Here is a 13,981-nt window from a genome sequence, read left to right as displayed (position 1 = left end):
TTTCGTGATCGGCTAAGCAGGTTTCCGGCTCTCGGTCAGAACTTCTTCCTTGCCCGTTTACCGCATAAAGCTGTAGCTGCAGGCTAGTAACCGTCAGAGGCGCATTCATCAGGGTGCGGCCCGATAGTAATCTTAGCTTTCATCCGTGACGCTGCGACGATCGGCATCTTTTTCGTTAAGGATAGCGCAGAAGACACGCGCTTCCTTTTCAGGCAAAGCTTCAAGGCGCCAGGTTGAAGGCTGCGCCGTCATGCCTGTGAAGACATCATAGACGGTCCATGAAAAATCGATTTCTCTACGCACGTCATATCGTTTCGTCCGAACTGCCATCACGCCCTCCTGAAAGATGGCAGAAACCCTAGTAGTCTTTGCATTCATCAATCGAATTTATATTATCACATAGAGGTGGAATGGTCTGCCGATATAGGATCGACCACATCTATTATCGTGAGTCTATAAATGAGCGCTCATATCGATAGAGATACTGGCGATAAGGCTCTTGCTATGCCTCGTAGCAACCATATCTACTTGCCTATGGATGGTAGCCTTGCCGGTGCAAGAATAGTCAGAAACCACGGCAAATCGAACAATCGGCTGCCGGAGCCGGGACACAGTTCGGAAAGATAAAGTCTTCAGGAACAAGTGCTCGCGACGACCGTTTGGTCATCAGAGTAAATGGTTCTCGAGGCCGTTGAAATCCGGGCGCATCAGCTGACTACCACCTTCGCTCCCGAACGCCGACAACCTTCCGCCTTAGAAAAAAGACTTCCGCTCTTAAAGCCGTTGGCAACAGTGGGTGATCGCATGATACGAGAAATTACCAAAGTGCTCGTCGTTGAAGATGAGCCTCTCCTCCTTATGATGGCGATCGACATTGTCGTGGACCTAGGCTTTCAGCCGGTTGCAGCTCACAACGCTGATGAAGCGGTGGGACTGATTGCCAATCATTCGGAGATTCAAATATTGTTCACCGATATCCAGATGCCCGGATCGATCGATGGGTTAGCGCTGGCCCTAATCATACGGGAGCGGTGGCCGCTGGTCGAGATCATCTTTGTTTCCGGGATGAGGAAGCCGGACGTAACTGAAATGCCCGAGCGAAGCATCTTCTTTTCGAAACCTTACGATGCTCGCGAGGTCTCAGACGCACTCGTCAGAATGGCCGCGTAACCAATCGATGTGAATAGCCCTAGATTTGCAGACGCTTCCTTTCCTAATTTTGAGGCAAGAGGAGCATCATGAGCAAATCAAATATCAGCAAAGAGTTTAAGCGTGACGCGGTGCGCCAGATCACTGAGCGAGGCTATCCGGTTGCGGAGGTTTCGCAGCGGCTCGAGGTCAAGGATCTCCAACAGCACGCTCTCCCCGCTCGCCAAATCGGCGAAGGTCCCATTTGCCGTGCCCGAGCACGATTATAGCTTCTGGCATTCGCTCGCGGCGCCCATGCGCCTGGCGCAGGCTCTGACGGTTGCTCCGGCCGCTCGCGTCCAGCAAAATGAAACAGCGCCGCGCGTTCCGACCGTTACTCGAACCTGAGCAGGAAGCTCGCTGCTGCTGGCCCGCCTGGTTGATCACACCGTTGTTAAATGCTCCGGAAAAATTCGACAATTGGACGCACCCGCCAATTGTCGAAGAGCGTCGGGCAACTAACGGCATGCGCGCCGCGAACGCGCGGTTCTGCTCAGCACATAAGTAGGTTTCCGTGACCTTGGGCGATGGTTTTACAATTACGCACGCGGATCACAGTGAGGCGCTTGAAGGGAATCGAACCAACGACCCTTTCTGAAGTTTATCTAACCTACTGAAACTATATGCCTTTCGTGAGATAATGCCGAGCCGAAACCGTTCATGTGGAAGGCGGATCCAGACGAAATCATCGCCGCAGTCAACCGCGGGCACCAAACGTTGGCATCAACCCACCGGCGGCGGGCTGCAATATGGAAGGTTGCCGATCTGGTGTTTCAACCTTGTTGCAAGTTTCATCATATTATGACAATGTATATTTTGCCACGATATGAGCATAAATATGCGTCTCTGAGTTAATATTTATACTCTCTCATGAATAGTACTTGCAATAATCACACTACAAGGGGAGTCTTTCATGGACAGGGATGATCAATCAGAAAATATCGGTCCGAGCCGGCGAGAATTTGTCGAAGGGTGTGGAAAATATGCGGTCGTGGCACCGCCTGTTCTGACCTTCTTACTTTCAACCACACTGAGTTCGGGCGCGATCGCCAAATCCGGCCAAGGCAACAATGGCTACGGCAATGGCGGCGATGATGGCGTGCCGGGTAATTCCGGCAAGGAAGACATCGATCGCTGATCGATTTGCCCGGAACATGATACTGCTGCCGGGTAGGGACATTCTCATTGCGCAGTTGGGCGATGCTTTTGCCTTGTTCAACAGCCAAGAGCAGCGTTTGTATGAAGTCGACAGTCTTGCGGCTTGGACCTGGCGGCATGTTTCAAATTGTGCCGCGGGTATAGGCTGGAGCCAATTGTCGGCGCAATTTTCGTCCGAATGCAAGCTGGCAAGGCCGGATGCCGAAGCCTTGCTCGATCGCTATGTCGGGCTCGGTATCCTTCACGCGTGCCAGGGTTCAGCATCCATTTTCGCGGTTGCTCTGAATGGCTCCAGATGGATGATTGAGTGTCCGGATGTCTTATCCGCAGAATTGAAGCGGCTCTTTCGCGGCATCGCCATTCCAATGGAGCCCGGATGCAGGCATGAACATCTCGTCATCAGGCTCAATGCGGATCGATATGAGCTGACTGCGGCCGGCAAAAGCATAGGCGTGGTCGGGCGGGCGGAAATTATCCCGGCAATAAAAGCCTTTCTAACCGAGGCATTGCTGCAGACCGATTTCACGCTCGCGTTGCATGCGGCTCTTCTGCGGCTTGGAGACAGGCAATTATTAATTGCCGGCGTCCCCGGAGCAGGTAAGACGACGCTCGCACTTGCCCTCTCGGCCGAGAATGGGTGCTTGCTGCTCGGCGATGATATCGTCATCGTTGACGAAAAGGGCGCGCTTCGAGGTATTCCGTTTCCGGCTGCCGTAAAAAGGGGAAGCTGGACGCTTTTGCAGACTTTCCAACCTGAAGTCGCGTCACGCCCCACTTACGTTCGCTCCGACGGAAAAGAAGTCAGATTCATTCCCGGCGATATCGATAGCGACCATATTGCGCCGGCTCGCTCGACGACAATGATCTTTCTGCGTCAGAATGTTGCGCGGCGACAATCATTGTCGAGGATGTCGCCTCTTCTGGCCTTTCAAAGATTGCTCACTGAAGCGGCTGCGCCCACTCGCAGGCTGACGGATCAGGCGTTCGCCGCGCTGAGCAAGGCCGTCAACATCTCCCGCGTATATGAAATGGAGGTCGGCCCGCTCAGGCAAGCCGTCGAGATCATACGGGATCTTTGACGCTTTGGTGCATCGATCGTGGCGGAAAGGGATTTAGCTCTTTGATGTTGCGGCTATGTCGAGCCTGCTTTGCACCGGACAGATTTCGGGCGTGCGCATGCCAGCATGCGATTGAGGACGGCGCAGCCGATGGCAGCTTCCGTTTGCTGCGCGCTGAATGAGCGTGCCCGTAGTCGGTGTCCGATGATCGACTTGTAGCGACCGATCGCAGTCTCGGCGAGCGCCCGCTTGTCATAGCCGGTCGCAGCTTGCCATTTCATCCTCCCATTGATGTTGATTGCCGCGATGTGTCGATCGCGCTGACTGGACGGATCGGCGCCCGGCCGCTCCACTGCGTTGGCCCGAGGGGGAATGACAACGGCAGCATGGGGGCTGTGCCTGGCAACGCCATCATACGTCGGGCTGCCGTCATATGCGCCATCCGCCGTGAACTGACGGATAGGTGCGTCAATCTGGTCGAGCAACGGCTCTACCTGCGAGGCGTCGCTGGTATCCTGTCTGTCATGACGTGAGCGATGATATCGCCACTGTCGGCATCCAGCGCCAGGTGTAGTTTACGCCAGCCCCGCCGGCATTTGGCACGTGCTTTTGCTCCAACCACTGGCCCGCGCCGTAGATCTTGAGCCCCGTGCTGTCGATGAGGACGTGAACGGGCCCCTTGATGTGAGCGCTGCGGCTTTCCCGGCTTCTCGGCCATCGCCGTTTGTTTGCCCGGCGGCTCAGCGTCGTATGATCGGGAACGGCGAGATCCAGTCCCATCAACTGCAACACCGATGCCAGAAAGCCTTCCGTCTGGCGCAGATGCAGGCCGAACACTATTCCCAGCATCAGAGTAGTCTCTATCGCCAGATCCGAGTAGCGCGGCTGCCCACCACGCGTCGTCCGCTTCGCCGCTTGCCACGCCGACGCCGCGTCCTGCGTCATCCATAGCGTCAGACTTCCTCGGCGACGAAGTCCGGCCTCGTATTCAGCCCAGTTTGTAACCTTGAACTTCACCTTGCTGATATGATGACGGCGGACGGCATTGTGTTTAAAAGGCATCGTCGCTGGAGACCGGTTATTACGCTGACCGAACCCTTACGCCAACGCCATTAACGATCCGCGCACCAAGGCTGATCTTTGACGCTTTTCGAGGCGCGGGTTCTGAGGGCTTTCTGCCCCTTGCGCATAATGCGTCCGGGCAGTTCGCTCCATGGCCCTCGAAATCGCCAGCGAATCTGGAAAATGCGGATGCCCCAAGCGATGCGGCCAACAGCCTGAACGGCACCTCCCAGCAAGGGGTGATATTCCCTGGACCGCAGACCGTGATGCCACTTTATCCATGCTGGAATTGGCCTGTCTCGCACGATATCGGTTCCGAAAATCGAACGCAGCGCCAATAATTGTGTATCCAGCATTGCTCGGCCCAAGGAGTCTGAGAGCAGGATATCCAATTCATGCCAGTCGATCCCTTCGGGCGCTTTTGTGAGCCGGTAAAGCTCGAAAAGATTTCGCAGGTCGATATGAAGAGCCCAAAGGTGCCCGTCCTTCAGCATGTCGTGCACAATCCAGTGCTGGGCTTGAAGTGTCGGCGAAAGGATGCGTGCCTTTCCCGACCCGATACGGATTTCCTCGGAATGTTTCGAAAGGCGCGTGTCCGAAGGCCAATATTGCGGATATCTGCCGGGCGGATAATGCAGATCGACAGCCCCGACATCCTTGGATCTGCCCCAACCAAGGGCCTCGATCGGAAGATACCCAAGCTGAAGGAGGCACTTTTGCGCCAGTTCCTTTTCATTGTCGGCAACGGTGACGTCGATGTCGCGCGTGATGCGATCCGCGCACGTAAGTGCGAGGAGCGCTGTGCCTTTGTTGAGCGTCGGTACGATCCCTGCGACGTTCAACGCGACAACTAGCTCCTGCAGTTGCGCCAGCAGCCGTGCATTTCTCACCTTATTGCAGCGGTGGATGAAACCCAGGAACGAAAGCACGTCTTCCGGCAGGAAGTCTTGATGGTCGTTCGCCGATATGGCCGACCAAATTGCCGGCGTCAGCAAAGTATTGTTCGCAAGTGCCAATACCGCGTCCCAATCGGTCACACCCGATGGATCTCCTCGTAAGCAAGATGCGAGCTGCATGAAGCTTAATGTGGTCAATTTCATTTCTATTGTTCTGACATTCAGCCATATATCCAGTAATGGATCGGAATTTATCTATAAAGTTCCCGGTGTCATTGTAGCATACCCGTATAAATTAAGGAACAATCCATTCGCGTGGAATATAAGCGAAGTTATTTCCATCAAAGAGCGCAGGTGCGCGGATCAAATTTCAACAATTTCCGCCGATGCAGCTGCGATTGAAAACAGCTTGATTGATCATCGATGCCACGCAAACATAACGCTGCTCGCCAGGTCAGCTATCAGTTTTCAGGATGAGCCGAAGCAGGAACGCGACAATAGCCAGGGATATCACGCTGGCTACCCAGATCGCGATCATCCACCCGAGGCGTTTCCAGATCGAGGAGGTTTCAGCTTGCATCAGTGGTATCCGTGCACGCCCGCCTTACCGCGGAAAACCCAATAAGCCCAGGCTGTATAGATCAGGATTATCGGGATGATGATCATCGCCCCGACCAGCATGAACCACTGGCTCTGCGGTGGCGCCGCGGCGTCCCATATCGTTACTGATCGCGGCACGATGTAGGGATAGATGCTGATACCAAGCCCGGCAAATCCCAGCAGGAAAATCGCCAGGGCCATGACAAACGGCACCCGCTCCATGCCGCGCCTGAGGCTCCAGAAAAACAGCGCGGCGGAAATCATGACAAGAAGCGGAACCTGCGCCGTCAACAGCACGCCCGGCATCGCGAACCAGCGGCGCCAGTAGTCGTAGGTGAGAAAGGGAGTGGCAATGCTCACCGCGGCAAGCGAAACAAGCGTTGCGATACCAAGCCAGAACGCCAATTTGCGTGCATTCGCCAGGCTGGTGCTTTCTGTCTTCCAGACCAGCCATGAGGCCCCGAGCAGGGCATATCCGATCACGAGCGCGACACCCGTGAGGAGACTGAAGGGGCTCAGCCAATCGAGCCACCCGCCGGCATAGGCCTGATTTTCGACATGGACCCCTTGCAGGATGGCGCCCAGCATGATGCCCTGCGAAAACGCAGCCACCAAGGAACCAAGGGAAAAGGCAGCATCCCAGAATGCTCTATGCCGAGGATGACGCCAGCGAAACTCGAACGCCACACCTCGAAACACCAATCCCAGCAACATGGCGATGACAAGCGGATAGGTGGCGGGCAGAATGATCGCATAGGCGAGCGGGAAGGCCGCAAAGAGCGCACCACCCCCAAGCACAAGCCATGTCTCGTTACCGTCCCAGACGGGCGCGATCGAGTTCATCGCCTGATCGCGCTCATCGCCCACCGCAAATGTCGGAAACAATATGCCGATCCCAAGATCGAAACCATCCATGACGACATAGGCAAAGACCGCGAAACCGATGATCATGGCCCAGACTATCGTGAGATCCAGATATTCGGTCATGATCAATCCTCCAAAGGCAGCGGGGCGCCGAGGCTTGGAGCGGGCGTGATGCCGGCAGCACGCTGCGGGACCTGGGGCGGCTCGCTTTCATGCGGTTCCGGCGGGTTGGACATCAGCCGCAGCAGATAGAAAATGCCCGATCCGAAGGCAAAAAAGTAAACGATCACAAATGCCAGCAGCGACACTGCGACGGCGGGGGCGGCAAGCGGCGAATGGGACTGCGCCGTCCGCAACAGCCCGTAGACCGTGAATGGCTGGCGGCCGACCTCGGTCGTGACCCATCCCGCGATCACGGCGACAAATCCCGCAGGCCCCATGCATACGGCGGCCCGATGCAGCCACACCCACTCGTAAAGCTTTCGTCTGTAGCGGGCGAGAAGGCTCCACAGGCCGATGCCAAGCATCGCAAATCCGAGCGCCACCATGATACGGAACGACCAGAAGATGATGGGAGCCGGCGGCCACTGATCACGGGGAAAGTCGTTCAGCCCCTGCATCGGCGCGAAAGGGTCATGCTTGAGGATCAGCGATCCGAGATGCGGGATGGCAATCTCGTAGCGTACCCGCGCTTCCTCGTTGCTCGGCAGACCGAAGAGGATCAGCGGAGCCCCCTCAGCATGTGCTTCATAGTGGCCTTCCATTGCGAGGATCTTAGCCGGCTGATGTTCCAGCGTATTCAGACCGTGTGCGTCGCCGGCAAAAATCTGGATCGGCGTGACGATCGCCGCCATCCACATCGCCATCGAGAACATCTTCCTGGCCCCGCGATTGGAACGGTCCCGGAGCAGATGCCATGCTCCGACACCGCCAACGACAAAGGCCGTCGTCAGGTAGGCTGCCAGCACCGTATGCACGAGGCGATAGGGGAAACTCGGATTAAATATGATCGCCAGCCAGGAACCCGCCGGCACGAACTGTCCGTTCGCATTGATCTCAAAGCCGGTCGGCGTGTGCATCCAACTGTTGACCGAGAGGATCCACGTTGCCGAAATGAGCGTGCCTAGCGCCACCATGCAAGTGGCAAAGAAGTGCAAGCCTTTGCCGACCTTGTTTATTCCAAAGAGCATCACTCCCAGAAATCCGGCTTCGAGGAAGAATGCCGTGAGCACTTCGTAGGCCATCAGCGGGCCGATGATAGGCCCCGCCTTTTGAGAGAATACGGACCAGTTCGTGCCAAACTGGTAGGACATCACCACGCCGGAGACCACGCCCATGCCAAAGACGACTGCGAAGATTTTCAGCCAGTAGCGATAGAGATTGGCATAGACGCCATCTCCCGTTCGCAGCCAGAGCGCCTCGAGCACCATGAGGAAACTCGCAAGCCCGATCGAAAAGGCCGGAAACATGAAATGAAACGAGACAGTGAATGCGAACTGGGCTCTCGCTAAAATGACCGCGTCTAGGTTCTCAAACAACGTCCGTCTCCCTGGCTAAGATCGGTTCGAAATGACTGTTGCTGGCGCTTTCCTTCTTATGCCGCCAGTACCCTGACAGGGATGGACTTTGCTGCCGGAGTGCCGCTGATCTTGTCGTAATATTCGAGCGGAAGCAGCGGGTTGAGCTCCGGGTAATAGCCGGCAACCGAACCCCGCGGCATCGGGTAATCCAGCACGGTGAGGCCATCGACCCGGCGCTGCACACCGTCTTCTGTGATCGTCTCCAAGGAGACGCGTGCGCCCGCTTCGAGGTTGCGTTCTTTCCGATCATCCTCGTTCATGAACAGGACCATGCGGTCGTTGTAGACGCCGCGATAGCGATCATTGTAGCTGTAGATGGTCGTGTTGAACTGGTCGTGCGAGCGCACAGTCGCAAGCCTCAGCATGGCCGGATCTGCGACCGGTGCATTCACTTCCAGGCCAGGCAGCAGAAGAAAGTTCGCCTTGCCGTTCGGTGTCGGCCAGACAAGCCGACGCGGCGGGACGTCCAGGTGGAAGCCCTTTGGATTTTTGATCTTCTCATTGAAGTCGGTATAGATTTCGGGATAAACGGCTGCGATCTTGTCACGGATCAGATTATAGTCCTCGATATAGCTCGCCCACGGGATCTTGCTGTCGGGAAGAGTCGCCATGGCCATGCGGCATACAATCTCCACCTCCGGCTTCAGATGCTCGCTGGCCGGAGTCAGCACCCCACGGGAGGCCGTGACGTTCGACATGGAGTCCTCGATTGTTACGAACTGTTCACCGGCCGACGTTCGGATCCATTCAGACCTGGCGATCACCGGAAGGATCAGCGCCTCCTTCCCGTGAACGAGGTGGCCACGATTGAGCTTGGTCGTAATCCCGACAGTGAGCGCAAGCTTGCTCATGGCCGCATAGGATCGCTCTGTGTCAGGGATTGCGCGAACGAAGTTCCCACCCATGCCGATGAAGACCTTGGCAGTCCCATTCTCCATTGCTTCCACGGATTCAACCGTATGATGGCCGTGCTCGCGGGGCGGTTCGAAGCCGAAGACATCCCGGACCTGGTCGAGATATTCCTGCGTCGGCTTCTCATCGATCCCGACGGTGCGATCGCCCTGAACGTTCGAGTGTCCGCGGATAGGAGAAATCCCGGCTCCCGGCTTTCCGAAATTGCCCTTCAGCAGCAACAGATTTGCGACCTGTTGCAAGAGGCGCGATCCATCCTGATGCTGGGTCAAGCCCATGCCGTAGCAGATCATCGTTGCTCGTGAGCGGATATAAATTTCGGCGCAACGGCGGATCTGGTCTTCATCCAGCCCCGACGCCTTGACGAGTTCGGGCCAATCATGGGTCATCACCTCGTCGCGAATGGCGTCGAGACCAACCGTGTGCTTGGCGATGAACTCATGGTCGAGGATCGTTTCGCCCTTGGCCTCGCGCTCAAACATCACCCTCATGATGCCTTTGAGGAAAGCGAGGTCGCCGCCGATCTTCATATGGACGAATTCGCTGGCGATCGGAGTGGAGCCGAATGTCGCCATCTGGATCATATCCTGAGGTTCGGTGAAGCGTATCAGCGCACGTTCCGGCATGGGATTGACCGCGACGATCGGAACGCCGCGCTTTCGTGCTTCAACCAAATTCGTCATCATGCGCGGCGAGTTCGTGCCGGTGTTCTGGCCGATGACGAAGATCGCCTCGGCATGTTCGAAATCCTCAAGGATCACCGTGCCCTTCCCGACGCCGATCGCAGGCGGCAGACCGCGGCTGGTGGGCTCATGACACATATTGGAACAGTCGGGGAAATTGTTGGTGCCGAACGCCCGGATGAAGATGGCGTAGAGGAAGGCTGCTTCGTTCGGTGTGCGCCCGGAGGTATAAAATTCGGCCTGATGCGGGCTCTCGAGCGATCTCAGATGCTTGCCAATCGTTGCAAAGGCGGTGTCCCAGTCGCAGGGCACATATTTATCGGTTGCGGCGTCGTAGCGCATCGGCTCCGTCAAACGGCCCTGCATCTCGAGCCAGTAGTCCGACTGTTCCATGAGCTCGGAGACGGTGTGTTTGGAGAAGAAGTCCCGCGTGACCCGGAATTTCGTCGCTTCATGCGCCAGAGCCTTGGCACCGTTTTCGCAGAATTCGAGCGTCTTCTTGCAGTCGGCATCCGGGAAGGCGCAACTTGGACATTTGAAACCACCAGGCTGGTTCATGGCAAGGAGCGCTCGCGACCCCTTGGTCACGACACTTTGCTCCAGCAACACCTTCGCTGTCGCAGCCGCGGCACCCCATCCACCCGCCGGATGGTGATAGGTTTTATACTCCGCTTTCTTGTCACTCATAGCCCACACTCCGCCGCTGTATCACTATAGCCAGTAGAACACGTTATCTCCTTGTTTTCCATGGACAATTTGTCTCACCCCCAGGGACAATTTGTCCATTGTGTGGTGGGTTCGCCCTGCTAAGCCTTTGACAATGCTGTCTGCGCGAAATGGTACGGTTCTTGCGAAGCGAACCTGGCGTGAGAGGCCAGATGAAGCAGTTTCGCTCACCCTTGCTACCGCGACGTCGTTCCTCACCGCCGCAAAACGCAATGCCACAGCAATCAGGTGAAACATGATCGTCCGGGAAACTCCGAACCTGCTCCGTCTCTTCTTTGAGATTCGAGGGTCGGTGATCAGACGCATCTATCCTCGCGTCCTCATCGTCATGTTCATGTCGGCTATTGTCGTCTGGGCGCACACGCGACACCCTACGCTTGTTCCGCTGGTCGACGGGGCGCCGTTCTACCTGATCGGCCTAACGCTTTCCATTTTTCTCGGCTTTCGCAACAACGCCTGCTACGATCGCTGGTGGGAGGGGCGAAGGCTCTGGGGCCATCTTCTTGCCCACAGCCGTGATCTGGCGCGTCAGACTATCATCTTACTGCCGAGTGGCGATCAGGCAGCCAAAGAGCGCGAAAGGCTGATCCGACTGAACATCGTCCTTGTCGAGGATCTTGTGCGCCACCTGCGTTATGGGGATCGGCTAGGCGACAACGTTGAAACCCTGCTCTCGAATGAAGAAAGAGCTGGGCTTCTTAGAGCATCCAATGCGCCCAACTATATCCTGCAATTTATGGGCGAATGTCTGGCCGGTCTTTCAGCCAAAGGCTACGTCACCGACATCGAGTTCAGCATCCTCGACCGCACGATCTCGGGAATGAATGAAGTTATCGCCGGCTGCGAGCGTCTTCGCAACACGCCGGTTCCGTTCGGTTACACGCTTCTGCTTCACCGAACCGCTTACCTCTTCTGCTTCCTCCTGCCGTTCGGTCTCGCCAATATGCTGGGACCAATTACACCGCTGGCCGCCGGCATTATCGCCTACACGTTTTTCGGGCTGGATGCGCTTGGGGACGAGCTGGAGATGCCATTCGGAACCATGCCCAACGACCTGCCGATTGCTGCGATCGCCAAATCAATCGAAATTACCTTGAGAGAGGCTTTAGGAGAGGAAGATCTCCCGGAAATGCCTGTGCCGGTGGAATCGATCCTTCTCTGATGCTTTGAAGACTGCGGATGCATGCCACCCTGCATGGCTTGGAGTAGCGGCGGCGGCCGGTGTGTCAGGCTTGTGCATACGCCGCCGTTTTCTGCCCCGCGAAAATCCATTGAGCGCGGATAGCTTGCCTCGTAAAACCCGAGATGAGACAAGCCGCTGTCCACGGTCGCATCACCCTTACCAGTAACCTACACGCTCTTATCAATCTGAGCCTGCGCAGGCAGCAAAGCGATCGCCGCTTCGGCGGTCAGCATCCGAAAGGTAAAGCTTTCCTGGAAGTAGAGTTCGACTGTCGTGGCGGAATGGCTGAGATAGCCGATGGAGATGTCCTGGCCAAGATCGAGCTCGAAGTCCCCGCCCCTGGTCGTCAGGACGAAGCCGCCCTTGATTGCAGGCGCCCAGATGATCCCGCCATCGACAACCTTTTCGATATGATGGAACACCGGGTAGCCTTCGTCACTTCCGCCGCTTGCGGCGGTATATTCTTCTTCACCAAGAACCAGGGCATAGGGACCTTGAACGCCGGCGAGACGCAACTGGCTGACAGCCTTCGCAACGACATCGGGATAGTTCTTGAGGCTTGGAGGAAGGTTCAGGGCGGGATTGCTGCTGGCCTCGCGAATTCCCTGGATCCCGGCCGCAGTAAAGCCTTCGAAGACAGCGCGGTCTTCGCTGAAGGCCAGCCTGCGTGCGGCTTCTTTGACCGGCGACCAGTCGGAATCCTCCGATCCGCGCTCGACGTCGTCGATTGCGGACCGCGAAAGTTCGAAGGGAACGCGAAGTTCGACAACCGCCTTGACTTCGCGCAGGGAAGCCTGGACACCCTCGCCTAGGCTATCGACCTGTTTAAGGTGCCCCGTGCCGGCGGCGGAAAATTCGGCGCCCTTCGGACCGTCGACGTCCACCACACGACGCGCAGCCAGGTGACGCTTGAGCGTCCTCTTCGCTTCTTCCTCGATTTGCTCCCATGCCTTGGCCGAGATAGGAGCGAGGTGTCTGTGAAGATTGTCCATGTCAAACCTCTTTCTTTAAAGAACCGATCCCGAGGGAGCCGTCCGTGTTTTCATTCCGGGGAGCGGAGTTCGCATTGTCTGATTGAACTGTGGAGGCAGATTCAGCTTCGGCAACCGGTGCAGGGGCTGCGTCGGGCTCGACACCGTCAAGAAAGGTTGCCGACGGAACGAAGAAGAGGCTGCCGGTAATCGCCTGGCTGACGTCAAGCAGGCGATCGTAGTTTCCCGGGGGTCGGCCGACGAACATATTGACGAGCATCTGTTCCATACGCGCCGGGGATCGGGCGTAGCCGATGAAATAGGTCCCGAATTCGCCCTTCCCGACATCGCCAAAGGGCATATTATCCCTGACGATATCGAGCTCCTCGCCGTTCTCGACGATCGTCGTCAGCGCATTATGCGCGTAGCTTGGTTTGACGCTGTCATCGAGCTCGACGTTGGAGAATTTCTTGCGGCCAACGATACCCTCCTGCACTTCGACAGGTATCGCATTCCATTTTTTCAGGTCGTGCAGGTATTTCTGGACGATCACATAGCTGCCGCCGGCAAAGGCCGGGTCTTCGTCGTCGATGATCGCCGCGTCGACCGCTGCCTGATCGACCGGGTTTTCCGTCCCGTCGACGAAACCGATGAGATCGCGATCGTCGAAATAGTTGAAGCCTTGGACCTGATCTGCGGTTGCCACCGCATCTCTAAGCCGCGACATGATCTCCATCGCGAGCTCGAAACAAAGATCCATGCGGGCCGCGCGAATGTGAAAGAGGATGTCACCCGGGGTGGAAACCGCGTGATGCACGCCGTGGATTTCCTTGAAAGGATGCAGGTCTTTCGGCCTCGGTCCGTCAAACAGGCGGTCCCACGCGTCGGATCCAAAGGCCATCACGCAGGACAATCTGCCTTCCAGGTCGCGGAATCCGACCGCGCGAAGCAGTCCGCCGAGATCGGCGCACAGCGACCGTACGGCTCTTTCGTTGTCCGGGCCGGGATTGATGGTCAGAACCAGAAAAATCGCCGCGCGCGTGAGGCGGGCAACAACAGGCTGTGGGATTGGTTTTGTTTCGTCTGCCGCCATAATCCGT

The 13,981-nt window shown here is 56.8% G+C and carries 12 protein-coding genes and 2 pseudogenes; 5 read left to right on the top strand and 9 right to left on the bottom strand.

Translation table 11 applies throughout. The features are described 5' to 3' along the window. Positions 1 to 132: 132 nt before the first annotated feature. Positions 133 to 378 carry a hypothetical protein gene (locus tag FHT85_RS26995; protein WP_146746712.1) on the bottom strand — a complete coding sequence of 82 codons (246 nt, stop codon included), beginning with the start codon at positions 376 to 378 and terminating at the stop codon, positions 133 to 135. Positions 379 to 675: 297 nt separating this feature from the next. Here FHT85_RS26995 and FHT85_RS26990 point away from each other — a divergent pair, with 297 nt between their 5' ends. The 4 genes and pseudogenes from FHT85_RS26990 (at position 676) to FHT85_RS26975 (ending at position 3,425) form a co-directional block, all read left to right on the top strand. Then, entirely contained in the window at positions 676 to 1,170 is a 495-nt protein-coding gene (locus FHT85_RS26990; RefSeq protein ID WP_310235711.1) for a response regulator, read from the top strand. A gap of 68 nt (positions 1,171 to 1,238) precedes the next feature. Next, a pseudogene (locus FHT85_RS26985) lies at positions 1,239 to 1,340 on the top strand (transposase); the annotation flags it as partial. 761 nt (positions 1,341 to 2,101) lie between these two features. Further along, positions 2,102 to 2,326, top strand: coding sequence for a hypothetical protein (locus FHT85_RS26980; protein WP_112339715.1), 225 nt, complete (start codon positions 2,102 to 2,104; stop codon positions 2,324 to 2,326). A gap of 352 nt (positions 2,327 to 2,678) precedes the next feature. Next, entirely contained in the window at positions 2,679 to 3,425 is a 747-nt protein-coding gene (locus FHT85_RS26975) for an ATP-binding protein (RefSeq protein WP_246780113.1), read from the top strand. Between the two features lie 53 nt (positions 3,426 to 3,478). Here the strand turns inward: FHT85_RS26975 and FHT85_RS26970 are convergent. The 6 genes and pseudogenes from FHT85_RS26970 to FHT85_RS26945 all read right to left on the bottom strand — a co-directional run bounded on the left by FHT85_RS26970 (position 3,479) and on the right by FHT85_RS26945 (position 10,688). After that, positions 3,479 to 4,466, bottom strand: a pseudogene (locus FHT85_RS26970) (IS5 family transposase). A gap of 50 nt (positions 4,467 to 4,516) precedes the next feature. Beyond that, positions 4,517 to 5,566, bottom strand: coding sequence for a nucleotidyltransferase family protein (locus FHT85_RS26965; RefSeq protein ID WP_246780112.1), 1,050 nt, complete (start codon positions 5,564 to 5,566; stop codon positions 4,517 to 4,519). A gap of 250 nt (positions 5,567 to 5,816) precedes the next feature. After that, the gene (locus tag FHT85_RS26960) at positions 5,817 to 5,942 is read right to left on the bottom strand and encodes a DUF2474 domain-containing protein (protein ID WP_112412869.1); all 126 of its coding nucleotides are present in this window, start codon (positions 5,940 to 5,942) and stop codon (positions 5,817 to 5,819) included. Then, on the bottom strand, positions 5,942 to 6,949 hold the full coding sequence (gene cydB, locus FHT85_RS26955) for a cytochrome d ubiquinol oxidase subunit II (protein ID WP_112412868.1): 1,008 nt from the start codon (positions 6,947 to 6,949) through the stop codon (positions 5,942 to 5,944). Before cydB ends, FHT85_RS26960 begins: the two co-directional genes overlap by 1 nt. 2 nt (positions 6,950 to 6,951) lie before the next feature. Further along, positions 6,952 to 8,364 carry a cytochrome ubiquinol oxidase subunit I gene (locus FHT85_RS26950; protein WP_112400206.1) on the bottom strand — a complete coding sequence of 471 codons (1,413 nt, stop codon included), beginning with the start codon at positions 8,362 to 8,364 and terminating at the stop codon, positions 6,952 to 6,954. A gap of 56 nt (positions 8,365 to 8,420) precedes the next feature. After that, on the bottom strand, positions 8,421 to 10,688 hold the full coding sequence (locus tag FHT85_RS26945; RefSeq protein ID WP_112412867.1) for an FdhF/YdeP family oxidoreductase: 2,268 nt from the start codon (positions 10,686 to 10,688) through the stop codon (positions 8,421 to 8,423). A gap of 274 nt (positions 10,689 to 10,962) precedes the next feature. Between FHT85_RS26945 and FHT85_RS26940 the strand changes: the two genes are divergently transcribed. Next, a complete protein-coding gene (locus tag FHT85_RS26940) occupies positions 10,963 to 11,889 on the top strand; it encodes a bestrophin family protein (RefSeq protein ID WP_112412866.1) in 927 nt (308 codons plus the stop codon). Positions 11,890 to 12,077: 188 nt separating this feature from the next. Here the strand turns inward: FHT85_RS26940 and FHT85_RS26935 are convergent, their stop codons facing one another. Both FHT85_RS26935 and FHT85_RS26930 read right to left on the bottom strand, forming a co-directional pair. Continuing rightward, positions 12,078 to 12,902, bottom strand: a complete 825-nt coding sequence (locus FHT85_RS26935) for a family 1 encapsulin nanocompartment shell protein (RefSeq protein ID WP_112412865.1) — start codon at positions 12,900 to 12,902, stop codon at positions 12,078 to 12,080. A gap of 1 nt (position 12,903) precedes the next feature. Beyond that, positions 12,904 to 13,974: a Dyp-type peroxidase gene (locus FHT85_RS26930; protein ID WP_112412864.1), complete on the bottom strand. Its 1,071-nt coding sequence runs from the start codon at positions 13,972 to 13,974 to the stop codon at positions 12,904 to 12,906. Positions 13,975 to 13,981 lie beyond the last annotated feature (7 nt).

The organism is Rhizobium sp. BK312 (genome assembly GCF_014193605.1).
Lineage (GTDB): Bacteria > Pseudomonadota > Alphaproteobacteria > Rhizobiales > Rhizobiaceae > Rhizobium.
The sequence above is the reverse complement of the archived record's forward strand: the minus strand, read 5'-3'. Positions and strand labels throughout refer to the sequence as shown.

What these genes read in the sequence shown, in the direction of transcription:
- FHT85_RS26930 (WP_112412864.1), bottom strand. Translation starts at nt 13,974, where the DNA reads ATGGCGGCAGACGAAACAAAACCAATCCCACAGCCTGTTGTTGCCCGC.
- FHT85_RS26935 (WP_112412865.1), bottom strand. Translation starts at nt 12,902, where the DNA reads ATGGACAATCTTCACAGACACCTCGCTCCTATCTCGGCCAAGGCATGG.
- FHT85_RS26940 (WP_112412866.1), top strand. Translation starts at nt 10,963, where the DNA reads ATGATCGTCCGGGAAACTCCGAACCTGCTCCGTCTCTTCTTTGAGATT.
- FHT85_RS26960 (WP_112412869.1), bottom strand. Translation starts at nt 5,942, where the DNA reads ATGCAAGCTGAAACCTCCTCGATCTGGAAACGCCTCGGGTGGATGATC.
- FHT85_RS26990 (WP_310235711.1), top strand. Translation starts at nt 676, where the DNA reads ATGGTTCTCGAGGCCGTTGAAATCCGGGCGCATCAGCTGACTACCACC.
- FHT85_RS26980 (WP_112339715.1), top strand. Translation starts at nt 2,102, where the DNA reads ATGGACAGGGATGATCAATCAGAAAATATCGGTCCGAGCCGGCGAGAA.
- FHT85_RS26965 (WP_246780112.1), bottom strand. Translation starts at nt 5,566, where the DNA reads ATGAAATTGACCACATTAAGCTTCATGCAGCTCGCATCTTGCTTACGA.
- FHT85_RS26945 (WP_112412867.1), bottom strand. Translation starts at nt 10,688, where the DNA reads ATGAGTGACAAGAAAGCGGAGTATAAAACCTATCACCATCCGGCGGGT.
- cydB (WP_112412868.1), bottom strand. Translation starts at nt 6,949, where the DNA reads ATGACCGAATATCTGGATCTCACGATAGTCTGGGCCATGATCATCGGT.
- FHT85_RS26995 (WP_146746712.1), bottom strand. Translation starts at nt 378, where the DNA reads ATGAATGCAAAGACTACTAGGGTTTCTGCCATCTTTCAGGAGGGCGTG.